The 20,558-nt window shown below is 59.6% G+C and carries 23 protein-coding genes; 17 read left to right on the forward strand and 6 right to left on the reverse strand.

What is annotated here, in order from left to right; all coding sequences use genetic code 11:
• Positions 1 to 30 precede the first annotated feature (30 nt).
• The 16 genes from nusB to B5D32_RS04135 all read left to right on the forward strand — a co-directional run bounded on the left by nusB (position 31) and on the right by B5D32_RS04135 (position 15,818).
• On the forward strand, positions 31 to 444 hold the full coding sequence (nusB, locus tag B5D32_RS04060) for a transcription antitermination factor NusB (protein WP_078783814.1): 414 nt from the start codon (positions 31 to 33) through the stop codon (positions 442 to 444).
• Positions 438 to 1,385, forward strand: a complete 948-nt coding sequence (locus B5D32_RS04065; protein WP_078783815.1) for a tRNA (adenosine(37)-N6)-threonylcarbamoyltransferase complex transferase subunit TsaD — start codon at positions 438 to 440, stop codon at positions 1,383 to 1,385. Before nusB ends, B5D32_RS04065 begins: the two co-directional genes overlap by 7 nt.
• On the forward strand, positions 1,364 to 2,581 hold the full coding sequence (gene xseA / locus B5D32_RS04070) for an exodeoxyribonuclease VII large subunit (RefSeq protein ID WP_078783816.1): 1,218 nt from the start codon (positions 1,364 to 1,366) through the stop codon (positions 2,579 to 2,581). Before B5D32_RS04065 ends, xseA begins: the two co-directional genes overlap by 22 nt.
• Positions 2,582 to 2,587: 6 nt before the next feature.
• Positions 2,588 to 2,809: an exodeoxyribonuclease VII small subunit gene (gene xseB, locus B5D32_RS04075; RefSeq protein ID WP_200805164.1), complete on the forward strand. Its 222-nt coding sequence runs from the start codon at positions 2,588 to 2,590 to the stop codon at positions 2,807 to 2,809.
• Positions 2,799 to 3,692 carry a polyprenyl synthetase family protein gene (locus B5D32_RS04080; RefSeq protein WP_078783817.1) on the forward strand — a complete coding sequence of 298 codons (894 nt, stop codon included), beginning with the start codon at positions 2,799 to 2,801 and terminating at the stop codon, positions 3,690 to 3,692. The genes xseB and B5D32_RS04080 overlap by 11 nt, the downstream gene beginning before the upstream one ends.
• 12 nt (positions 3,693 to 3,704) lie before the next feature.
• Positions 3,705 to 4,172 carry a divergent PAP2 family protein gene (locus B5D32_RS04085; RefSeq protein WP_078783818.1) on the forward strand — a complete coding sequence of 156 codons (468 nt, stop codon included), beginning with the start codon at positions 3,705 to 3,707 and terminating at the stop codon, positions 4,170 to 4,172.
• Between the two features lie 15 nt (positions 4,173 to 4,187).
• The gene (gene dxs / locus B5D32_RS04090) at positions 4,188 to 6,065 is read left to right on the forward strand and encodes a 1-deoxy-D-xylulose-5-phosphate synthase (protein ID WP_078783819.1); all 1,878 of its coding nucleotides are present in this window, start codon (positions 4,188 to 4,190) and stop codon (positions 6,063 to 6,065) included.
• Positions 6,062 to 6,883 carry a TlyA family RNA methyltransferase gene (locus tag B5D32_RS04095; RefSeq protein ID WP_078783820.1) on the forward strand — a complete coding sequence of 274 codons (822 nt, stop codon included), beginning with the start codon at positions 6,062 to 6,064 and terminating at the stop codon, positions 6,881 to 6,883. Before dxs ends, B5D32_RS04095 begins: the two co-directional genes overlap by 4 nt.
• A gap of 17 nt (positions 6,884 to 6,900) precedes the next feature.
• Positions 6,901 to 7,755 carry an NAD(+)/NADH kinase gene (locus tag B5D32_RS04100; protein ID WP_078783822.1) on the forward strand — a complete coding sequence of 285 codons (855 nt, stop codon included), beginning with the start codon at positions 6,901 to 6,903 and terminating at the stop codon, positions 7,753 to 7,755.
• Entirely contained in the window at positions 7,752 to 8,222 is a 471-nt protein-coding gene (locus B5D32_RS04105) for an arginine repressor (protein ID WP_078783824.1), read from the forward strand. Before B5D32_RS04100 ends, B5D32_RS04105 begins: the two co-directional genes overlap by 4 nt.
• 26 nt (positions 8,223 to 8,248) lie before the next feature.
• A complete protein-coding gene (recN, locus tag B5D32_RS04110) occupies positions 8,249 to 9,916 on the forward strand; it encodes a DNA repair protein RecN (protein WP_078783826.1) in 1,668 nt (555 codons plus the stop codon).
• Between the two features lie 394 nt (positions 9,917 to 10,310).
• Positions 10,311 to 11,531, forward strand: coding sequence for a tyrosine--tRNA ligase (gene tyrS, locus B5D32_RS04115; protein WP_078783827.1), 1,221 nt, complete (start codon positions 10,311 to 10,313; stop codon positions 11,529 to 11,531).
• Between the two features lie 131 nt (positions 11,532 to 11,662).
• On the forward strand, positions 11,663 to 12,265 hold the full coding sequence (locus B5D32_RS04120) for an alpha/beta hydrolase (protein WP_078783829.1): 603 nt from the start codon (positions 11,663 to 11,665) through the stop codon (positions 12,263 to 12,265).
• Positions 12,266 to 12,595: 330 nt separating this feature from the next.
• Positions 12,596 to 13,996 (forward strand): DNA repair protein RadA, encoded by a 1,401-nt coding sequence (gene radA, locus B5D32_RS04125; protein ID WP_078783830.1) that lies wholly within the window; start codon positions 12,596 to 12,598, stop codon positions 13,994 to 13,996.
• Between the two features lie 11 nt (positions 13,997 to 14,007).
• Positions 14,008 to 14,892, forward strand: coding sequence for an enhanced serine sensitivity protein SseB C-terminal domain-containing protein (locus tag B5D32_RS04130; RefSeq protein WP_078783833.1), 885 nt, complete (start codon positions 14,008 to 14,010; stop codon positions 14,890 to 14,892).
• Positions 14,889 to 15,818, forward strand: coding sequence for a DUF7916 family protein (locus tag B5D32_RS04135; RefSeq protein ID WP_078783835.1), 930 nt, complete (start codon positions 14,889 to 14,891; stop codon positions 15,816 to 15,818). Before B5D32_RS04130 ends, B5D32_RS04135 begins: the two co-directional genes overlap by 4 nt.
• Before the next feature lie 47 nt (positions 15,819 to 15,865).
• On the opposite strand, the gene B5D32_RS04140 is transcribed toward B5D32_RS04135, so the two are convergent.
• A complete protein-coding gene (locus tag B5D32_RS04140) occupies positions 15,866 to 16,144 on the reverse strand; it encodes a hypothetical protein (RefSeq protein ID WP_078783836.1) in 279 nt (92 codons plus the stop codon).
• Positions 16,145 to 16,155: 11 nt separating this feature from the next.
• Positions 16,156 to 16,365, reverse strand: a complete 210-nt coding sequence (locus tag B5D32_RS04145; protein WP_078783837.1) for a hypothetical protein — start codon at positions 16,363 to 16,365, stop codon at positions 16,156 to 16,158.
• Between the two features lie 485 nt (positions 16,366 to 16,850).
• Here B5D32_RS04145 and B5D32_RS04150 point away from each other — a divergent pair, with 485 nt between their 5' ends.
• Positions 16,851 to 17,927 (forward strand): tyrosine recombinase XerC, encoded by a 1,077-nt coding sequence (locus tag B5D32_RS04150; RefSeq protein ID WP_078783838.1) that lies wholly within the window; start codon positions 16,851 to 16,853, stop codon positions 17,925 to 17,927.
• On the opposite strand, the gene B5D32_RS04155 is transcribed toward B5D32_RS04150, so the two are convergent.
• The 4 genes from B5D32_RS04155 to tgt form a co-directional block, all read right to left on the reverse strand.
• Complete coding sequence (locus B5D32_RS04155; protein WP_078783839.1) at positions 17,862 to 18,518, reverse strand: hypothetical protein; 657 nt, start codon at positions 18,516 to 18,518, stop codon at positions 17,862 to 17,864. The genes B5D32_RS04150 and B5D32_RS04155 overlap by 66 nt on opposite strands.
• On the reverse strand, positions 18,518 to 18,925 hold the full coding sequence (locus tag B5D32_RS04160) for a TIGR04086 family membrane protein (protein WP_078783840.1): 408 nt from the start codon (positions 18,923 to 18,925) through the stop codon (positions 18,518 to 18,520). Before B5D32_RS04160 ends, B5D32_RS04155 begins: the two co-directional genes overlap by 1 nt.
• 58 nt (positions 18,926 to 18,983) lie before the next feature.
• Complete coding sequence (gene yajC, locus B5D32_RS04165; RefSeq protein ID WP_078783841.1) at positions 18,984 to 19,334, reverse strand: preprotein translocase subunit YajC; 351 nt, start codon at positions 19,332 to 19,334, stop codon at positions 18,984 to 18,986.
• A gap of 81 nt (positions 19,335 to 19,415) precedes the next feature.
• Positions 19,416 to 20,549, reverse strand: coding sequence for a tRNA guanosine(34) transglycosylase Tgt (gene tgt, locus B5D32_RS04170; RefSeq protein WP_078783842.1), 1,134 nt, complete (start codon positions 20,547 to 20,549; stop codon positions 19,416 to 19,418).
• Between the last annotated feature and the right edge of the window lie 9 nt (positions 20,550 to 20,558).

Consider the following 20,558-nt stretch of genomic DNA (forward strand, 5'->3'; position numbering starts at 1 on the left):
GAGAATCAAGGAAAGACAGGAACTTTACGTATGGAGAAAAAGCTGACCCGCCGCGAATCCCGCGAGACGGCCTTCCTGACGGCGTTTGCCGCCACGTTTGAACCCGAAGAGCCGACGGTCCCCGCCGAGGAGCACGCCGCCCCAGACGCATTCGCCAACCAGCTGCTGGCCGCCATGAACGACCACGCCGCCGAGCTGGATGAGATCATCACCGCCCACCTGAAGGGCTGGACGCTTTCCCGCGTGCCCCGCGTGAGCCTGGTTGCCCTGCGCCTGGCCCTGGCCGAGATGCTGTACGGCGACGAACAGAAGCCCGGCGTCGCCATCAACGAGGCTGTCGAGCTGGTCAAGAAATACGGTGCCGAGGACGACTACCAGTTCGTCAACGGCCTGTTGGGTGCCGTTGCGCGTGAGCGCGGCGAGACCCCCGAACCCCAATGCTGACGCTGGGCATCGACACCAGCAATTACGCAACCTCTCTGGCAGTGTTTGACACAGACGCCGGAGAGGTTGTTTGCGATTGCAAAAAGTTTTTGCCCGTCAAGGAAGGGCAGCTCGGTCTGCGGCAGAGTGACGCGCTGTTCCACCACACGGCAGCCCTGCCCGCCATGCTGGCGGAGCTGGGCGCAAGGGCCGACCTGACGCAGGTCAGGGCCGTTGGCGTGTCCGCCAGGCCGCGCCCCGTGGAGGGGTCGTATATGCCGTGCTTTCTGGCCGGTGTCAGCGCCGCGACGGCGTTCAGCCTGTCCCGCGCGCTGCCGCTCATCGAGCTGACCCACCAGCAGGGGCATATTGCCGCGGCGCTGTACGCGGCGGGGGATTTCACGCTGTTTGAGCGGGAGTCACTTGTATTTCATGTCTCCGGCGGCACCACCGACCTTCTTTTGTGCCATGGGGCCGAGCGCATCACGCCGCTGGGCACAAGCAGCGATCTGTACGCCGGACAGGCTGTGGACCGCCTCGGCGTCAAGCTGGGCTTTCCGTTCCCGGCGGGCGTCTATGTCAGCGAGCAGGCCGCTTTGTGTAAAGAAAAAGTCCATCCCAAGGTCAGTGTACACGGGCTGACGTGCAGTCTGTCCGGCCTTGAGAACCAGTGCGCCAAGCTGCTGGCCGACGGGCATGACGCGCCCTATGTCTGCAAATACTGTCTGCTCTGCGTGGGCGAAACGCTTGTGCGGATGGCAAACAACGCCCTGGCCGAGCATCCGGGTCTGCCCGTGGTTTTTGCGGGCGGCGTTATGAGCAGTGATCTGATCCGCACCTATGTGACGAACCGCGTGCCGAACGCACATTTTGTACCGGGAAAATTTGCCAGTGACAATGCCATTGGCATCTCGATCCTGGCGGCGAGGGAGTGTGGCGCATGGCCGACTACATCAATGTAACCAGCCTGAACCGGCTGGCAAAGCGCGTATTGGAGCAATGCGACCCACTGAACGATCTGATCGTCTGCGGGGAGATTTCCGGCTTTACGCGGCATTACAAGAGCGGGCATCTGTATTTCACGCTCAAGGATGAGAACGCCTCCATCAAAACTGTCATGTTCCGCTCCCAGGCACAGCTTTTGAACTTCGAACCGCAGAACGGTATGCTGGTGCTCGTCTACGGACGCGCCACGATCTATGAGCGGGACGGCGCGTTCCAGCTCTACGCTGACTATATGAAGCCCTTCGGCGCGGGTGCCGCGCAGATGGCGTTTGACGCGCTGTACAAAAAGCTGGAGGCCGAGGGGTTGTTTGCGCCCGAGCGCAAGCGCCCGCTGCCCGCCGTACCGAGGTGTATCGGCGTTGTCACGAGCAAGACCGGCGCAGCGTGGCAGGACGTGCAGAACGTCATTGGCCGTCGCTGGCCGATGGTGAAATTGCTGCTGGCCCCCGTCAGCGTGCAGGGCATCGAGGCTGAAAAGAGTATCGTGGACGGCATCCGCAGGCTGGACCGCGACCCGCGGCCCGACCTGATCCTGGTCACCCGCGGCGGCGGCAGCAAAGAGGATCTATGGGTGTTCAACTCCGAGCGTATCGCCCGCGCGGCAGCCGCCTGCCGCAGGCCGGTGGTCTCGGCGGTAGGGCATGAGATCGACACTTCGATTCTGGACTATGTTGCCGACCTGCGCGCGCCGACACCGTCCGCAGCGGCGGAGCTCTGCGTGCCCGATCAGGGGGATGTACGGCAGAAAATATTCATTTTGCAGCAAAATATTCAAAAAAATATACAGAATCGCTGCAATCTATGCTATAATAGGTTTAACCAGCTGGCCACGGCGCAGCTTTTGCAGCGTCAGCACCAGCAGTTAGACCGCCGCGGGCAGGAGCTTGCCATTGCGCAGGCCGCTGTCCGGCAGGCCGCACAGCGCCATGTGCAGGATGCTCAGCGCAGCCTGCAAAGCGCCGCTGCGGTGGCGGAATCCCTGAGCCCTTACGCGGTGCTGGCCCGCGGCTACGCGCTGCCGGAGCAAAACGGCACGCCCTGCGCCGTCGAAACACTGCGTCCCGGCGAAGCCGTGACGCTGCGCGGTGCCAGAGCCGCCGCCGAATGCCGCGTGGAAGCGGTACACACTTTGGAACAAAAAACAGGGGAGTGATACCCGATGAAGCAGCCCAAATCCTTCGAGGAAGGCATGGACCGCCTGCAGGGACTTCTGACCCAGCTGCAGGATGAAGCCACACCGCTGGCTGATTCCGTCAAGCTGTACGCCGAGGCCGCCGGGCTGATCCATTACTGTAATACAGCGCTGGACAAGGCCCGGCTGCAGGTCGAGGAGATCGACGCCAGCCTTGCCCCGGATGTGGAGGTGCCCCATGACGCATGAGGAATATAAGCAGCAGCTTACCGCCTGGGCCGGTCTGACCGAAAAGCGCCTGGCCGCATTGTGCGATGAATACCTGCCGCAGCAGTCTGAGCTGGGGCAGGCCGCGCGCTACAGCCTTCTGGGCGGCGGCAAACGGGTTCGCGCCGTGCTGACGCTGGCCGCCTGCCAGCTGGCCGGTGCCGACGCTGCCGATGCGCTGGACTATGCCTGTGCGCTGGAAATGCTGCACTGCTACTCGCTCATTCATGATGATATGCCCTGCATGGACAACGATGATTTCCGCCGCGGACGCCCGAGCTGCCACAAGCAGTTTGGCGAGGCTACGGCCCTGCTGGCCGCGGACGCACTGGTCACGGCAGCGTTTGAGGTCCTTGCCCATGCAAAGTGCTCTGCCGAGAGCCGCATTGAGGCCGTGCAGCTGCTGGCCAAAGGCGGCGGGGACCGCGGCATGCTCTACGGCCAGGAGCTGGACAAGCATTTTGAAACTGTGCGCGCCGGTGAGGCCGAGCTTTTAAACCTGCACGCCCACAAAACCGGTGCGCTCATCATTGCCGCCGTCGAGCTGGGCTGTGCCGCCGCGGGTGTGCGCCCCGACACGGACACCCGCAAGGCGCTGGTGCGCTACGCTGCCGAGCTTGGCCTGGTTTTCCAGATCGTCGATGACATTCTGGACGTCACCTCTACGACGGAGGAGCTGGGCAAGCCCGTGGGCAGCGACGCCGACAACGACAAAACCACCTTTATCACGCTGTACGGTTTACAGGGCGCACATGAGGAAGCCGAGCGCCACAATACCGCAGCGCTGGCCGCGCTGGATGCGCTTGGCCCCAGGGCAGATTTTCTGCGCCTGATGGCAGCGGAGCTGCTGGAACGTAAGAAATAAGGATGTGATCCCATGCCACTGCTGCGCGCTGCGCTGAGTTGGAATTTTGTGCTGGCTACGGCGATCTGTGCATCGCTGCTGGCCCAGCTTATTAAGGTTCTTCTGAATCTGTTTATCTTCCACCGCTTTATTGCCGAGCGTATGTGGGGTGCGGGCGGCATGCCCAGCTCCCACTCGGCCACGGTCTGCGCCATGGTCGTTGCCACGGGGCGGTACTGCGGCGTCAATTCCCCAATCTTCGCCATTGCGGCGGTGCTGTCCATCATTGTCATGTATGACGCCATGGGCGTGCGCTACGAGACCGGCGAGCAGGCCAAGGTGCTGAACCGGATGTTCACCGAATGGATGGACCAGGGGTTTGAGCAGTTCCAGCTGCCCCACGGCAAAAAGCTGAAGGAAATGGTCGGCCATACGCCGATCGAAGTTGTGACCGGTGCGGCGCTCGGCATTGTGCTGGGCTTTGCCATGCCGATGGTGTAAAAACGAGGTGCGTATATGAGCTATCCCTTGCTGGAGCGCATCAATGCGCCCGGAGAAATAAAAAATCTGCCCGCGTCCGATATGCCCGCCCTGTGTGAGGAGATCCGGCAGTTTTTGATCAAGAGCGTTTCCGAGACCGGCGGCCATCTGTCGTCGAACCTCGGCGTTGTGGAGCTGACGGTGGCCCTGCACCGCGTGCTGGACTTTCCGCAGGACAAGTTGCTGTTTGACGTCGGCCATCAGTGCTACACCCACAAGCTGCTGACCGGGCGGCGCGAAGGCTTCGCCCAGCTGCGCCGCAAAAACGGCATTTCCGGCTTTCCCAGCCCGCGGGAGAGCGATTGTGACGCCTTTATTGCCGGCCACGGCAGTGCGGCGCTGTCAACAGCCATCGGCATTGCCCGCGCCAAAAAGCTCAAGAACGAGCCGGGCAAGGTCGTGGTCATCGTTGGCGACGGTGCGTTTACCGGCGGCATGGTCTACGAGGGCATGAACAATGTCAGCAAGCTGAACAATCTGATCGTCATCCTGAACGACAACAAGATGTCGATTTCCAAAAATGTCGGCCAGATGGCGAATTATCTGACCAAGCTGCGCACCGACCCGAAATACTCCCACGTCAAGGCCCACATGGAGACGACGCTCGAGCGCATCCCCGTGGCAGGTGACGCGCTGGTCAGGGTCTTGCAGGGCGGCAAGCAGCTGATCCGCCGCGGCATCTACAAGTCCACGATGTTTGAGGAGATGGGCTTCCAGTATATCGGGCCCATCGACGGCCATGATGTGGGCATGCTGACTCACACGCTGACGAACCTGCGCGGCGAGCAGTATGCGCCGGTTTTCCTGCACGTCGTCACCAAAAAGGGAAGGGGCCTGAAGCCCGCCGAGGAGAACCCCGGCGAGTTCCACGCCGTATCGTCCATCGATTTGAACCATCTGACTGACCCCGAGCTGTCACCGAAGGATTCCTTCTCGTCTACGTTCGGCTGTGCGCTGGCAGATCTGGGCGACGACGAGCCGCGGCTGTGCGGCATCACCGCCGCCATGAAGTACGGCACCGGCCTGAACTTCTTCAAGCACCGCCATCCCGGGCGTTTCTTTGACGTCGGCATGGCGGAGGAACACGCTGTCACGTTTGCGGCGGGCCTGGCCAGCCAGGGGTTGCTGCCCGTGGTCGCCATCTATTCCACATTTTTCCAGCGTGCCTACGACCAGATCATCCATGATGTCAATCTGATGCAGCTGGATGTGCTGTTCGCTGTGGACCGCGCGGGGCTGGTGCCCGGCGACGGTGCCACACACCAAGGCATTTACGATGTGGCGTTCTTCTCGAATGTGAACATCCCGATTTTTGCCCCCGCCAACTATGCGGAGCTGCGCTACTGGCTGACCTATCTTGTGCGCGAGGCACACGGCCCGCGGATGATCCGCTATGCCCGCGGCGGCGAGAACCCCGCACTGGCGGCGCTGCCCTGCACAGGCGCACGCTACGATGTGCTGGACCCCGTCGATGGTGCACGTGTCGCACTTGTCAGCTACGGTGCCGAGACCGAGGAGATCATTGCCGCCAAGGATCTGCTGGCCCAGCATGGCGTGCAGGCGGACTGCGTCAAGCTGACGCAGCTTTACCCGCTGCCGGACGGTGTGTGCGATACACTGAAGCACTACGACACGATTTTGTTTGCCGAGGATACGGTGCGCACCGGCGGCATCGGCGAGCAGCTGGGCTTTGCCATGCAGCAATGCGGCTGGCAGGGCGAATTCCTGCTGCATGCCGTGGACAACAGCCATCTGCTGCACGCCAATGTGCCCGAACTGCGCAAGGATCAGCAGCTTGACGCCGCGGCCCTCTGCACAGATATTTTGAACGCTTTAAAGGAGAAACAGGCATGAGCAAGATTCGCCTGGATCAATACCTGTGCCAGAACGGACTGGTACAGAGCCGTGAGCGCGCCAAGGCGCTCATCATGTCCGGCATCGTCTTTGTCAACGAGCAGAAGGTCGACAAGGCCGGTGAGATGATCGCACCCGACGCCAAGGTCGAGGTGCGTGGGCATGACATCGGCTATGTCAGCCGCGGCGGCCTCAAGCTGGAAAAGGCCATGCAGGTCTTTCCGATGCGCCCGGACGGCAAGGTCTGCATGGACATTGGCGCGTCCACGGGCGGCTTTACCGACTGTATGCTGCAAAACGGCGCGGTCAAGGTCTACGCCGTCGATGTGGGCTACGGCCAGCTGGCGTGGAGCCTGCGCACCGATGCGCGCGTCATCAATATGGAAAGAACGAACATCCGCAATGTAAAGCCTGAGGACCTGACAGAGCCGGTTGCGTTCTTCAGCGTGGACGTTTCGTTCATCTCGCTCAAGCATATCTTCCCGGTGGCAGACGCCATCTGCACGCCGGACGCTGTCGGCGTCTGCCTGGTCAAGCCGCAGTTTGAGGCTGGCCGCGAGAAGGTCGGCAAAAAGGGCGTCGTGCGCGACCCGGCTACCCACCGCGAGGTACTGAAAATGGCCGAGGGGTATGCCATGGCGAACCACTTTACCCCCGCGGGCCTGGACTTTTCGCCCATTAAGGGACCCGAGGGCAACATTGAATACCTGATGTACGTCCAGCACTGCGATACCCCGCAGCCGCTGCCGGAGGGCCTGATTGAAAAGGTCGTCGCAGCCTCCCACGATACGCTGGACAAAGCGCCCAATCTGCACTGAGAAAGGACCCTGACACAATGTCGGTTTTGCTGATTCCCAACCCGACCAAGGACACCGGGCTTGCCGTTACGCGGCAGGCTGCCGCTGTGCTGGCCGGGCTGGGCGTGCCGGTCTTGATGCCGCAGCCCTTTGCGAACGAATTTGGTTCTGCCGGGCTGACGGGTGTGCATTTTCTGCCCGAGGCAGATGCCTACCGCGCCGCCGACCAGGTCGTGACCATCGGCGGTGACGGCACGCTGCTGCGCGCCGGGCTTTCCTGCATGAAGCACGGCAAGCCCGTTCTGGGTGTCAACCTTGGCCGCACCGGCTTTCTGGCGACCTGCGAGGTCGGCGAGCTTACGGCCAAGCTCAAACGGCTGGCCGCGGGGGAGTTCACCCTTGCCAGCCGCCGTCTGCTCCACGCCGAGGCCCCGGCCCACGGTTGGCAGGCTGACGCCATCAATGACCTTGTGGTGTTCGGTCAGACCCGGCTGCACCCGATGGATTATAAGGTGTACTGCGACGGCGCATTGGTGGGCAGCTACCGCAGCGACGGCATGATTCTGGCAACGCCGACGGGCTCCACCGCGTACTCGTTCTCGGCGGGCGGGCCGATCTTGGACGCCGCCGCGGACGTATTGGTCCTGACGCCGGTCTGTGCGCACAATGTACACGCCGCGCCGCTTGTGTTTGCGGCTGACCGCCATCTGAAAATTATCGCCGATGCCGAAAACCGCGACGGCAGCTTTGCCTGTGCGGACAGCAGCGCCCAGTGCGACCTGCTGCCGGGTGAAAGCCTGCTGGTGACCGGCTGTGGGCAGCGCCTGCGGTTGATTGCCTTCGACGACGCGGAACAGTTCCATGCGATTGAAAACAAATTGATGAGGAGATGATCCCTGTGAAAAGTGCACGTCATCAGGCAATTCTTGACCTGATCGAACAGCACCCTATTGACCGGCAGGAGGACCTGCTGGCCCACCTGCGGGAGGAAGGCTTTGACGTGACGCAGGCCACGGTATCCCGCGATATTCGTGAGCTGCAGCTGGTCAAAACAGCCACCGCTGACGGGCGTTACCGCTACGTGCCGGCGTCTGCGTCCGGCAAGGTAACGCATTCACCCAGCCGGTTTGAGATGATTTTCCGCGAGTCGGTGCTCAAGGTGGATTACGCCGGGCACATGGTACTGGTCAAGTGTTTTTCCGGCATGGCCAACGCTGCGTGCGAGGTGTTCGACGCCAAGCAGTGGGACAATGTCGTCGGCACGCTTTCCGGCGATGACACGTTCTTTATCTTGATGCGCAGCGAGGATGACGCAGCCGCCATCTGCAAGCAGCTGCAGCAGTACACCCGCCGCGGGTAATTTTAACGACAGGGAGGAGCTGCCCCATGCTGGCAAGCCTGAAAATTGAAAATGTAGCCGTTATTGAAAAAGCCGAGGTGAATTTTACCCCCGGCTTTAACGTGCTGACAGGTGAGACCGGTGCCGGTAAATCCATCCTGATCGACTCCATCAATGCGATTTTAGGCAACCGCACCTCGCGTGAGCTGGTGCGAAGCGGCGCACAGAAGGCGTGCATCTGGGCAACGTTTGAGAGTATCCCGGCCTCCGTCAAAAAGCAGCTGGAAAAATGCGGCTATGAGGTCACCGACGACCTGCTTTTGTACCGCGAGATCAACGCCGAGGGCAAGGGCAGCTGCCGCGTCAACGGCATGCCCGCCACGGCGGCGGTGGTGCGGGACATTTCGTCGGGGCTGCTCTCCATCCACGGCCAGCACGACAGCCAGAGCCTGACAAACCCGGCACTGCATCTGGGGCTGCTGGATCAGTATGCCCAGAACCGCGATTTGTTCGCCGAGTATTACCGCCGCTACCGCGAGCTGGTCACGGTCAAGCGGCAGCTGGATGCCCTGAACGCAAGCGAATCCGACAAACAGCGCCGCATTGAGGCACTGACCGCCGAGATCGACACCATCGACGCCGCAGCCCTGCAGCCCGGCGAGGAAAAGACGCTGCAGGAGCGCAAGAACGTCATCACCCACGCCCAGAGCATTCTGGCGGGCATCACCGCCGCCCATCTGGCGCTGGCCGGTGACGAGGACGGTGAGCAGGCGGGCGCGGCAGACCTCTTGGGCGGGGCCGTTGACGGGCTGCAGAACAGTGCACGGCTCGACGAGTCGCTGACGGCCATGTCCGAGCGGCTGAACGACCTGTACTACAGCGCGCGCGAGCTGGCTACCGACCTGGCGGACCGGCTGGATGCCTACGGCTTTGACGCCGGGGAGCTGGACCAGATCGAAACGCGGCTTGATACGATCTACCGCATCAAGCAGAAGTTCGGCATGGAGGTCGACGAGCTGCTTGCACGGCGCGAGGCCGCCGCTGCAGAGCTGGAGACATTCCAGTCGTCGGGGCAGAAGATCGCCGAGCTGAAAGCGCAGATGCAGACGCTGTATGCCGCCGCCAAGGAGGCTGCCGAGAAGCTGACCCAGAGCCGCCTGAAAGGCTTTGCTGCCATGAACAAGGAGATGAAGGCGGCGCTGGAATTTCTGAACATGCCTGGCATCCGCTTTGCGCTCAAGCATACGCGGGGGCCGCTGTCCTCCCACGGGCAGGATACCGTGGAATTTTTGATTTCGACGAACCCCGGCGAGGAGCCGAAGCCGCTGGCAAAGATCGCGTCCGGCGGTGAGCTTTCCCGCATTATGCTGGCGTTCAAGAGCGCGCTGGCGGACCGCGACGCGCTGCCGACGGTCATCTACGATGAGATCGACACCGGCGTTTCCGGCCTGGCCGCGGGGCGCATCGGGCAGCTGCTGCACCAGACGGCCAGAGGGCATCAGGTGCTTTGCATCACCCACACGCCGCAGGTCGCTGCGTTTGCGGACAACCAGCTGCTGATCCAGAAGAATGTCCGCAAGGACCGCACGTTCACCGAGATCCACACGCTTGACATGGATGGCCGCGTGGAGGTGCTGGCACGGATGATCTCCGGCGACAAGGTCAGCGAGTTGAGCCTGGCCAGTGCGCGGGAATTGATTGAGAAATCCAAATAACCCTCGCGCCGGCTGCGGGCGCATTCTATATGCACCCCCCTTGACAACCCGTGTTGGATATGATACAGTATCTCTTGTTAAATGCAGTGATGGGAGCCAGTACCCGTCTGTTATGTTTCAGAGAAGCCCCGGTTGGTGCAAGGGGTCGGCAGTGCAGGCGGCGGAATACAGCCCGGAGCAGCAGGCTGAACGCGAAAGCCAGTAGGCTGTGCCGTGTGCGCACGTTACAGCGCTTGGGGTGTACGCAGCCCTTTGTCTGCCGCACCCGCGAAGGCCCGCCGCCGTGAGGGACGGGCAAACAGAGGTGGTACCGCGAACTTTCGCCCTCTGCCAAATTCACATTTGGCAGGGGCTTTTATTTTTGCCCTTGCCGCAACAAACGGAGGTAAAACCCATGACGATTTATGACGAACTGAAGGCCCGCGGCCTGATTGCCCAGGTCACCGACGAGGAGGAGATCAAGGAGGTCATCAACAACGGCAAGGCCACGTTCTACATTGGCTTTGACTGCACGGCGGACAGCCTGACTGCCGGTCACTTTATGGCCCTGACCCTGATGAAGCGCCTGCAGCAGGCCGGCAACCGCCCCATTGCCCTGATTGGCGGCGGCACGACGATGATCGGTGACCCGTCTGGCCGTACCGATATGCGCAAGATGCTGACCAAGGAGGACATCGACCACAACGCCGAGTGCTTCAAGCGTCAGATGGAGCGCTTTATTGAGTTCGGCGAGGGCAAGGCCCTGATGCTGAACAACGCCGACTGGCTGCTGGACCTGAACTACATTGAGCTGCTGCGCGAGGTCGGCCCCTGCTTCAGCGTGAACAACATGCTGCGCGCCGAGTGCTACAAGCAGCGCATGGAGAAGGGCCTGTCCTTCCTCGAGTTCAACTACATGATCATGCAGAGCTACGACTTCTACCATCTGTTCCAGAATTACGGCTGCAATATGGAGTTCGGCGGCGACGACCAGTGGAGCAACATGCTGGGCGGCACCGAGCTGATCCGCCGCAAGCTGGGCAAGGATGCCTACGCCATGACCATCACGCTGCTGACCGACTCCCAGGGCAAGAAGATGGGCAAGACCGCGGGCAACGCCGTCTGGCTTGATCCCAACAAGACGAGCCCGTTCGAGTTCTACCAGTACTGGCGCAACGTCGGCGACGCGGATGTGCTCAAGTGCATCCGTATGCTGACCTTCCTGCCGCTGGAGCAGATCGACGAGATGGACCACTGGGAGGGTGAGCAGCTGAACAAGGCCAAGGAGATTCTGGCCTACGAGCTGACGAAGATGGTCCACGGTGAGGAGGAGGCCGAAAAGGCGCAGGCCACTGCCCGCGGCCTGTTCAGCGGTGCCGCCGACCACGAGAATATGCCCAGCACGAAGCTGGACGCCGAGCTTGTCAAGGACGGTGGTGTCGGCCTGCTGGCCGCCATGGTCGCCGCGGGTCTGTGCAGCTCCAACCGTGAAGCCCGCCAGCTTGTCCAGCAGGGCGGCGTCCTCGTCGACGGCGAGAAGGTCACCGACCCGAAGGCTGTTCTGACCGTTGACGCGCTGAATAAGGGCGTCGTCATCAAGAAGGGCAAGAAGGTTTACCACAAGGTTGCGCTGTAAAGCAGGGCTGCTTTACAGCAATCTCAACACATAAATACAAGGCCGCAATCCTCCCGCCCGCACCACAAACGGTGTTGGACAGGGGGATTTTTGTATGGTATACTGGAACAAATTTGTGGAGGATAACTATTGTGGATAAAGCAGTTATTTATATACATGGAAAAGGTGGTAATGCTGAAGAAGCTATTCATTACAAACCACTCTTTAGTAATTGTGATGTGATTGGTCTCGACTATACTGCACAGTTTCCATGGGAAGCAAAAGAAGAATTTCCATTACTTTTTAATTCAATTTATAGAAACCACAAGACTGTTGAAGTAATTGCCAATAGCATTGGAGCGTATTTTGCTATCAATGCCTTATCAAATCAGCAAATAGAGAAAGCATATTTTATTTCGCCCGTTGTAGATATGGAAAGGCTTATTGCTGATATGATGATTTGGGCAAATGTTACAGAGGATGAACTCAAAGAGAAAAAAGAAATTCAGACAACCTTTGGAGAGACCCTTTCATGGGATTATCTTTGCTATGCAAGAGAAAATCCTATTATATGGGAAATCCCAACGCACATTTTGTATGGTGAAAAAGATAATCTTACCTCTTATGGAACGATACTTGAATTTGTACAGAGGACTAATTCAACACTTTCTATTATGAAAAATGGAGAGCATTGGTTTCATACGGATGAACAAATGAAATTTCTTGATGAATGGATAATAAAATCTTCCAAATAAATTCCAGTTTGTGCGTCGGGGCGTCGAGAACGCTGCCCCGACGGATTGCAACCCACAAAAAGGTGTAGCCTTGCAAAAGGGCCGCACCTTTTTTGATGCCTATTTTCCTCAGCACTGGCGCGTCAAACGGACGTAAAATTTCACGGCGCGTCCTACGGTCTCGACGCGGATACGCTCGTTGTTGCCGTGCGGGGTGCCGCACTCCTCAGCGGTCAGGTCGGTTATTAAAATTGCACTTTTCCGGCTGCAAATGTTTTTATACTGCGCATACTTGCCCCCGGGCGTGTTTTGGGCTATAATAAAGGGAGTATCGACTTTCAGGAGGCATCCATGCCCAAAGAGAAACTCAAAACCATCTACGTCTGCACCCAATGCGGCGAGACCAGCCCCCGCTGGCTGGGGCGCTGCCCGTCCTGCGGCGCGTGGAATACCATGACCGAGGATGTCGTAGCCGAGCCTGCCAAAACGTCCTCCGGCAAGGCCGCCGCTGCGCCACGTGTAACAGGGCAGACAAGCCTTGTGCCGCAGAAGCTGAAAAGCATCAGCACCACCGAGGAAAAAAGCCGCATCGTGACCGGCATCAGCGAACTGGACCGGGTCCTGGGCGGCGGTATCGTCATCGGCAGTGTAACGCTGATCGGCGGTGAGCCGGGCATCGGCAAGTCCACGATTTTGCTGCAGCTCTGCGGCGAGGTCAGCAAAACCAAAAATGTGCTCTACGTCACGGGCGAGGAATCGGTGCGGCAGATCAAGCTGCGTGCCGTCCGCCTGAACGTACCCGAGGACAATATCTCCCTCGTTGCCGAGAGCGACGTGGACGAGATCTGCGGTCTGATCGAATCGATGAAACCCGATTTGGTCGTTATTGATTCGATCCAGACGATGCGCTGCACGGATATTTCGTCGTCGTCCGGCACGGTCAGTCAGGTCAAGGAGAGCTCGGCGCGCTTTTTAAATGTAGCAAAAACGCTGGAGATTCCAACCTTCATCGTCGGCCATGTCAACAAGGACGGCGCGATTGCCGGCCCCAAGGTCATGGAGCATATTGTGGATACCGTGCTTTACTTTGAGGGCGACAAGACCTTGCCGTACCGCGTGCTGCGGGCCGTCAAGAACCGCTACGGCTCCACGAATGAGATCGGTATGTTCGATATGACAGGCCGCGGCCTTGCGCAGATCGAGAACCCGTCACAGGTCATGCTGGAGGGGCGGCCCATCGGCATCAGCGGCACCTGCGTAGCCTGCGTCATGGAAGGCACGCGCCCGGTGCTGAGTGAAATTCAGGCGCTGGCGACGAAAACAAGCTTTCCCAGCCCGCGGCGCACGGCGAGCGGCTTTGACTACAACCGCATGTACCTGCTTTTGGCCGTGCTGGAAAAGCGCGCCGGATACGCCTTTTACAATCAGGATGTCTACATCAACATCATCGGCGGCCTGAAGCTGGACGAGACTGCCTGCGACCTGCCGGTCTGCATCGCGCTGGCGTCCAGCCTGCTTGACCTGCCGGTAGACGAAAAGACCATCGCCATCGGCGAGGTCGGCCTCGGCGGCGAGGTGCGCAGCGTGACCCATCTGGAAACGCGCCTGCGCGAGGCACAGCGCGTCGGCTTCGACACCGCCATTTTGCCCAAGCACAACCTGAAAATGATTGACCCTTCGCAATTTCCCGGCTTGAAGCTCGTGGGCGTGTCCTACCTGCGGGAAGCCATCAACGCAATAAAATTAAAGTGAGGAATGGACCCATGCCCGAACAGAACGAAAAGAATCTCCCCAAAGCACCCGCCTTCAATCCGAAGGTCAAGGAGACCATTGCAGCCTTCAAGGAGAACAACAACCCTAAAAATCTCAATGACATCCTGAACGAGCTGGTACGCTCGCCGCTGCTGGCCCCCGCCGTGTTTGACCTGCAGGGCCAGCCAGCCCCCAAGCCGGAGGCCGATGGCCGCGTGCAGCTGCCCAAGGAGACCAAGATCAGCCTGGTAATGGTCACCAGCCCCGAGGGCAAGCGCTACTACCTGGGCTTCAGCGATTGGGACGCTGTGCACGAGTGGCAGAAGGCACAGCCCAAAGCCGCACAGCAGATCATCCTGCTGCGCTTTGATGACTACGCCAACATGATCGCGAAAAACGCCGAGGCCAGCGGTCTGGTCATCAACCCCGGCGACAATAGTCTGCGCCTGGAACGCCCGCTGATCGAGTCCGTCAAAAAGACGAAGGACGAGGTTTCCCAGAAGATCGCAGCGCAGCTGGCCGAGCAGCAGGCCCGCCGCATCCATCCCGGCGACAAGGTCACGCTGGTCGAGCCCAGCATTCTGCCCGACGCCATGATCGACCCGGTCTGCGCGGTGCTGGCCGACGCCCCCGGTGTGGGCTCTGCCTATCTGTCCGTTATGATCGTAAACGGTGACGCCCGCAGCTATCTGCTGGTGCTGGACGGCCCCAAGGACGAGAAGCTGTTTGCCTCCGTAGCACAGGCCGCCCGCCCGTACCTGCTCAGCCGTGAGAAGAAGATGGATCTGAACATCACGACCTCGATTTCTCCGCTGGGCCAGCAGGGTATGCAGGGCAGCGAGCCGTTCTACCGCAAGGGCATTGGCCGCGTGATTGAGGAGGATGACGACGAATGAGCGTAAAGCGTCTGCTGGACTGCACCCCCAGCGAGCTGGCCCGGTACACCAAGGCGGAGCTGCTGGACGCGATTGCGGGCAGTGAGGGCCGCGTACTGGCGTGCGAGACCATCGGCCTGACGCCTCCGCTGCTGGTGGACGTGACGAATGCGGAGTATGCGGCCTCCCTGAGTGCTGACATTCTGCTGCTGAATATGTTTGACGTGCAGCACCCTGTCATCAACGCACTGCCGAAGGTTCCCGAAGTCGAGACCGTGCGGGAGCTCAAGCGTCTGACCGGGCGCGTCGTGGGCATCAATCTGGAGCCTTGCGACCTGCAGGCCGCCAAAAGCAACGATGGAACGCTCTGGAAAATGAGCGGCGGACGCTTGGCCACCGTAGAAAATACACGCAGGGCCGCCGAAATGGGCGTTGATCTGATCGTTCTGACCGGCAACCCCGGCAACGGCGTCAGCAACGAATTGATCGTAGAAGCGCTGAAAGCGATTTCTGCCGCCGTCGGTGACCGCGTGCTGCTGGCCGCCGGCAAGATGCATGCATCCGGCGTAGCAGGGGAGGGCGGGGAGAAAATCATGACCCCCGCCGACGCCGAGGCCTTCATGGCAGCCGGTGCGGATATTATTCTGCTGCCGGCACCCGGCACGGTACCGGGCATCACACAGGAGTACGCGCACAGGCTGATTGAGGTCGTGCACAGCCGCGGCAAGCTGGCACTGACGGCTATCGGCACCTCGCAGGAGGGCGCGGACGCGGCGACCATCCGCCAGATCGCGCTGATGTGCAAGATGGCCGGTGCCGACATCCACCACATCGGTGATACCGGCGTGCCCGGCATGGCCTTGCCGCAGAACATCATGGCATACTCCATTGCCATCCGCGGCGAGCGCCACACCTACCACAAAATGGCACAGTCTGTCAACCGCTGATAATAGCAAACTGCCCGCAGGAATTTTGCGTTCCTGCGGGCAGTTTTTTATTGCAGATTGCGGTAATACTCGGACTGGCCGTCGTAGAGCGTCTTTTCCTGCAATTTATCGATCATATTCAGCCTGACCTTTATCATGGCAATCGCAGCCTCGTTTTGCGCGGCGTTCCAATCCTGCTTCAGCAGCAAAAGGCCGCGGTAATAGTCCTCGGTGCGCTTCATGCATTCGCGCAGCAGGTCGATTTCATCGGGCGTCAGAGCCAGACTGATTTTTTGCTCGTCTGCAGCAGCAGGCTCGGGCGGCTTTTTCTTCGCAAACAATGCCATGGGATTCACACTCACTTTTTCTTAGTAAAGAGCTTTACGGCAAACACAATAACAGCAATCGGAAGTACAATTTGAATGATAAGCGCAATCAGCACCGACAGCAGTGAGGTCGTAAGCACCAGCGTGCCGATGAGCATACCGCTGATGATACGCCACAGCCACGCAAAGACCATCAGCGCAATGATGGCCAGCAGAACCTTGATGATGGTGTCCTTGTTCATGATTTCAACTCCTTTTAATTCATCATACCAGATTTTTCAGGAATTGCAAGCTTGGCGTAGGTTTCATTCGGAGGGGCTGACATTTTCAGACTGCTTTACTTTATCAATAGCAAAGCGCCGTTCGGCAATCCGGCTTTTGGTGGCTTCCGTTATCGTTTTTTCTGTTTAGTCCCGAGCTCTGGTTCCGGTTTTTTCGCACCCTCCCTGCTTTAATGCCCTCCCTATATTTCGCTAAATTTGCATTTAGCGAAATGTTATCACTTGCTAAAATCCTGTCGCGGACGCCCTCTCCCACAGCGAAAAGCATCATTTGCATGATTATGCACACATATACAGATTATCAACGCTTTGTAATATGAGCGGTTCTTTGCGTTTCTTATAAGTTGGTGAAATTGACGAGGTGTTGCCTGCTGTGCTACAATAAAAAAGCAGAAGCATCGTTTCCGCGTGCTTCTGCAAATTAATATGTTAAGTTGAGGGCTTCCATGAGCAGTTATATTGATGTGGTCCACCCGGAGCGCCATGCGCCGTACCTGGATATTCCTGATGATGTGGTTGACTACCTGCATTACCTCGATTTTGTAAAGCTGCGCTCCCCGCGCACCGTCAACGGGTACTATCTGGACCTGCGCGGCTTCTTCCGCTATATGATGCAGCGCTGGCAGCGCGTGGCCGACGATACGCCGCCCGAGGAAATTGATCTGACCGGCATTACCACCGCCGACATCCGAACGATCACCAAGCACGATATTTTTGATTTTCTTGACCATGCGCGCAGTGCTGACAACGGTCCCAAGGCCCGCGCACGGAAGCTGAGCGCCCTGAAGGGCTTTTTCAACTATATGTGCACGCAAGTCAATCGGCTGGCCGCGAACCCCACGGAAAACATCAGCCTCGGCTCGCCGGCCAGGGCTCTGCCCAAATATCTGACCCGGGACGAAGCTGTCACTTTGTTAAGTAATATACAAAGTGATTTTTACGAGCGTGATTACTGCATATTAACGTTATTTTTGAACTGCGGCATGCGGTTAGCCGAGCTTGTCACGATTGATATGGGTGATTTTCGCGATGACACGATCCGCATTGTCGGCAAGGGCAGCAAGGAGCGGCTTGTTTATTTGAATGACGCCTGTCTGGATGCGCTGCAGCGCTATAAAAAGGTGCGCGCTTCCCTGCCGAACCTTGTGGACAGGGACGCTCTGTTCGTCTCCAAGCGCACCGGCAAGCGGCTGTCTGCGCGGCGGATCGAGCAAATCGTCGCGCGCTGCCTGCAAAGCGCCGGCCTGAGCGGACGCGGGTTTTCCCCGCACAAGCTGCGCCACACCGCCGCCACGCTTATGTATCAGGGCGGCGTCGATATGCTGGCCTTGAAGGAGATTTTGGGGCACGAGAACGTCTCCACGACCCAGATCTACACCCACATCAACCGTGAACAGCTGAAAAAGGCTGTAGCCGCCTCCCCGCTGGCCACCCAGAAATACGTGGAGCAAAAGCCGTCAGCGCCCGACGCCCCCGATCCTAATGACGGCGAGTACAGCCCCGACGGCAGCGAAAGCCGCTGACAGCGCCAGCGCCGCGGCAAAACGGACTGCCAGCCGCCGCGCTGTGCCCGGTGTCTCCCGCGCAGCACGCCCGCGCACCGCGCGGAAAAGTTCCATCGCCAGCCGCACTGCCCAGCCTGCCAGCCACAGGCAGAGAAGCAGCGTACCCACATCAGAAAGCAGCGTGTCCAGCCGATAGCGCAGCAGCGCCGACGCACCGCTTTGCGTTGCCACTGACGCCGCGCAAAAGCCCAGGAACAGCCCGCGCGCCGCAAACAGCAGCGCCAGCAAACCGACGCCCCACACGCAAAAGCCGCACAGCAGCACCAGTATCAGCTGCAAAAGGTTCACCGCAAGCTGCGCCCCGAAGGCTGCCGCAAGGCTCGTACCTTCGGGGCGGCTTGTGTAGTAGGCCGCCAGCTGCTGCCCCAGAGGCGCTGTCCCGCTGCGTCCCAGCCAGATGCCCGGCAGGTAACCTGCCAGAAATATCACGCCAAATGCCAGCGCCGCCCCGCTTTCCGTCTGCGGCGTATGTTCCCGGTGCGGGCGCTCTACCGCAGGCCGCAGCATCGGCAGCCCCGGGCGGCGCAGCGCCGTCTGTGCCGCCCGCATCAGCGGCCCGCCCGCAGGGCCGTCAGTGCACCGCCCAACAGGCCCCCTAGCAGCAGTGCCAGCGGCAGCATGGCGTTGCTTCCCTGCCAATCCAGTCTGCCGTTTGCCAGCAGCGTTGCCGCCAGCAGACAGACCGTGTAAAACGCCCCGCAGCCCAGCCCGCACAGCAGCAGCCTTTTCTGCAATCTGCGGGCCAGCACGGCAGCAGACACAGCCGCCCCCACTGCCGCCGCCATACAGGCCATAGGCCGCACTGCGGACAATGGCAGCCCTGTATGCGTCAGCAGAAACGCCGCCAGCGCCAGCAACAATATGCACACGCCCACACCGCAGCCAAAGGACAGCAGCAGCGCCGCCGCGGCCGGATTTTTAACGCCGGTTTTTGGTTTGCGCAGATTTTTAGCCATAACAAAACGCCCCCTTGCACAGTCAACACTATGCAAAGGGGCGTGGGTTTTATGTCAATTACTTCTTGACGGGGGTGGACTTGCTGTCCTTACCGGTGTCCAGCTTCTCCACAGAGGAGATTGCGGAGCGGCGGAAGCGAATCTTCGTGCGGTCACTGCCGGTCTCGATGACGATGGTGTCATCCTTGTCCGCAATGGCGCAGACGATGCCGACGATACCGCCGATGGTGGTGACTTTGTCGCCGATCTCGATGGAACTGCGCATGGCAGCATCCTTCTTGTCCTGGCGCTTCTGCGGCAGGTAGATCAGGATGATCATAAACACGATGATAAGGATCATCGGCAGGAAGCTCAGCAGCATTTCAGCCGTGGTAGCCGTGCCGGTGGCGGCATTCAGAAACTGGATCATAGCAAGTATACTCCTTAAAAATAACGATTTCTTCTATTATATCGGATAAATGCGCATTGTGCAAGCATTTTGCCGGAAAAATCAGATGCGGGTATCAAGTTTATGCACATAGGTGTCGTGGAACTGCTGGAAGGTGCCGTTGTCTAGCGCCTCGCGGATGCGCTCCATCAGGTGATTGTAGAAGTACAGGTTGTGCATGACAGCCAGGCGCATGCCCAGCAGCTCGTCTGCTTTCTGCAAATGGCGGATATACGCGCGGGAGAAATTGCGGCAGACCGGGCAGTCACAGTGCGGGTCGATGGGCGACTCGTCGCGCTCGTATTTCAGGTTCTTGATATTGATGATGCCGTCCCAGGTGAACAGATGCCCGTGGCGCGCGTTGCGGCTGGGCATGACGCAGTCGAACAGATCAACGCCGCGGTAGACGCCCTCAATGATGTTGCCCGGCGTGCCGACGCCCATCAGATAGCGGATTTTGTTTTTCGGCGCAAACGGCTCTACGGCAGAGATGATGTCATACATGACCTCGGCGGGCTCGCCGACGGCCAGACCGCCGATGGCGTAGCCGTCCAGATCATACTCTGCGATCTGCTTCATGTGCTCAACGCGCAGGTCGGCGAACGTGCAGCCCTGGTTGATGCCAAACAGCAGCTGGTCGGGATTGACGGCCTTTTCCTCATGCTTCAGGCGGTTCATCTCGTCCTTGCAGCGCAGCAGCCAACGGGCCGTGCGGGCGCAGCTGTTCTTGGCGTACTCGTAGGTAGCCGGGTTTTCGACGCACTCGTCAAAGGCCATGGCAATCGTAGAGCCAAGGTTTGCCTGAATCTGCATGCTCTGCTCCGGTCCCATAAAGATACGGTGGCCGTCGAGGTGGGAGTTGAAGGTCACGCCCTCCTCCGTAATATGGCGCAGCTTGGCCAGACTGAACACCTGAAAGCCGCCGCTGTCGGTCAGGATGGGGCCGTCCCACTTGGTAAACTTGTGCAGACCGCCCATCTCAGCCACGAGTTTGTCGCCCGGGCGCAGGTGCAGATGATAGGTGTTGCACAGCATGACCTGTGCGCGGATGTCCTTGAGGTCCAACGCCGACAGACCGCCCTTGATGGCGGCAGCCGTGGCGACATTCTGGAATGCAGGGGTCTGGACCGTGCCGTGCACCGTGGTAAATTCGCCGCGGCGGGCAGCCCCTTCCTGTTTGATAAGGCGGTAAGGCATAGCTTTCTA

It is taken from the genome of Gemmiger formicilis, from assembly GCF_900167555.1.
Lineage (GTDB): Bacteria > Bacillota > Clostridia > Oscillospirales > Ruminococcaceae > Gemmiger > Gemmiger formicilis.

What these genes read in the sequence shown, in the direction of transcription:
- B5D32_RS04150 (WP_078783838.1), top strand. Translation starts at nt 16,851, where the DNA reads ATGAGCAGTTATATTGATGTGGTCCACCCGGAGCGCCATGCGCCGTAC.
- B5D32_RS04105 (WP_078783824.1), top strand. Translation starts at nt 7,752, where the DNA reads ATGATCCCTGTGAAAAGTGCACGTCATCAGGCAATTCTTGACCTGATC.
- xseA (WP_078783816.1), top strand. Translation starts at nt 1,364, where the DNA reads ATGGCCGACTACATCAATGTAACCAGCCTGAACCGGCTGGCAAAGCGC.
- B5D32_RS04135 (WP_078783835.1), top strand. Translation starts at nt 14,889, where the DNA reads ATGAGCGTAAAGCGTCTGCTGGACTGCACCCCCAGCGAGCTGGCCCGG.
- nusB (WP_078783814.1), top strand. Translation starts at nt 31, where the DNA reads ATGGAGAAAAAGCTGACCCGCCGCGAATCCCGCGAGACGGCCTTCCTG.
- B5D32_RS04140 (WP_078783836.1), bottom strand. Translation starts at nt 16,144, where the DNA reads ATGGCATTGTTTGCGAAGAAAAAGCCGCCCGAGCCTGCTGCTGCAGAC.
- yajC (WP_078783841.1), bottom strand. Translation starts at nt 19,334, where the DNA reads ATGATCCAGTTTCTGAATGCCGCCACCGGCACGGCTACCACGGCTGAA.
- recN (WP_078783826.1), top strand. Translation starts at nt 8,249, where the DNA reads ATGCTGGCAAGCCTGAAAATTGAAAATGTAGCCGTTATTGAAAAAGCC.
- tgt (WP_078783842.1), bottom strand. Translation starts at nt 20,549, where the DNA reads ATGCCTTACCGCCTTATCAAACAGGAAGGGGCTGCCCGCCGCGGCGAA.
- dxs (WP_078783819.1), top strand. Translation starts at nt 4,188, where the DNA reads ATGAGCTATCCCTTGCTGGAGCGCATCAATGCGCCCGGAGAAATAAAA.
- B5D32_RS04085 (WP_078783818.1), top strand. Translation starts at nt 3,705, where the DNA reads ATGCCACTGCTGCGCGCTGCGCTGAGTTGGAATTTTGTGCTGGCTACG.
- xseB (WP_200805164.1), top strand. Translation starts at nt 2,588, where the DNA reads ATGAAGCAGCCCAAATCCTTCGAGGAAGGCATGGACCGCCTGCAGGGA.
- B5D32_RS04160 (WP_078783840.1), bottom strand. Translation starts at nt 18,925, where the DNA reads ATGGCTAAAAATCTGCGCAAACCAAAAACCGGCGTTAAAAATCCGGCC.
- tyrS (WP_078783827.1), top strand. Translation starts at nt 10,311, where the DNA reads ATGACGATTTATGACGAACTGAAGGCCCGCGGCCTGATTGCCCAGGTC.
- radA (WP_078783830.1), top strand. Translation starts at nt 12,596, where the DNA reads ATGCCCAAAGAGAAACTCAAAACCATCTACGTCTGCACCCAATGCGGC.
- B5D32_RS04130 (WP_078783833.1), top strand. Translation starts at nt 14,008, where the DNA reads ATGCCCGAACAGAACGAAAAGAATCTCCCCAAAGCACCCGCCTTCAAT.
- B5D32_RS04100 (WP_078783822.1), top strand. Translation starts at nt 6,901, where the DNA reads ATGTCGGTTTTGCTGATTCCCAACCCGACCAAGGACACCGGGCTTGCC.
- B5D32_RS04080 (WP_078783817.1), top strand. Translation starts at nt 2,799, where the DNA reads ATGACGCATGAGGAATATAAGCAGCAGCTTACCGCCTGGGCCGGTCTG.
- B5D32_RS04155 (WP_078783839.1), bottom strand. Translation starts at nt 18,518, where the DNA reads ATGCGGGCGGCACAGACGGCGCTGCGCCGCCCGGGGCTGCCGATGCTG.
- B5D32_RS04095 (WP_078783820.1), top strand. Translation starts at nt 6,062, where the DNA reads ATGAGCAAGATTCGCCTGGATCAATACCTGTGCCAGAACGGACTGGTA.
- B5D32_RS04145 (WP_078783837.1), bottom strand. Translation starts at nt 16,365, where the DNA reads ATGAACAAGGACACCATCATCAAGGTTCTGCTGGCCATCATTGCGCTG.
- B5D32_RS04065 (WP_078783815.1), top strand. Translation starts at nt 438, where the DNA reads ATGCTGACGCTGGGCATCGACACCAGCAATTACGCAACCTCTCTGGCA.